The following is a 271-nucleotide window of genomic DNA, read 5'->3' on the forward strand; positions in this document are numbered from 1 at the left end:
GGCTGGCAGGTGACCGGCCTGGCCTCCCAGGCGGGCGACGACGTCGACCGCCTCATGCGCGACTCGATCACCCAGACCACCCAGCAGGCGGTGACGATGGTCGAGACCCAGGTCGCCACCGTCACCGACCGGATGGCCTCGGGCCTCCGGGTCGCCCAGGAGACGTTCGCGCAGGCGGGCGCCCTGACGTTCGACGGCTCCGAGCACTGGGCCGTCACCGACCAGACGACCGGCGCCACGGAGGAGGTCGACCTGCCCCGGCTGCAGGTCG

General features: G+C 73.4%; 1 protein-coding gene. It reads left to right on the top strand.

Annotated elements, in window-relative coordinates:
- A partial coding sequence (locus tag KVT14_RS20405) for a Cache 3/Cache 2 fusion domain-containing protein (RefSeq protein ID WP_217617301.1) occupies positions 1-271 on the top strand: 271 nt, incomplete at both ends.

The sequence above is a fragment of the Cellulomonas sp. GbtcB1 genome (assembly GCF_019091725.1).
Lineage (GTDB): Bacteria > Actinomycetota > Actinomycetes > Actinomycetales > Cellulomonadaceae > Cellulomonas.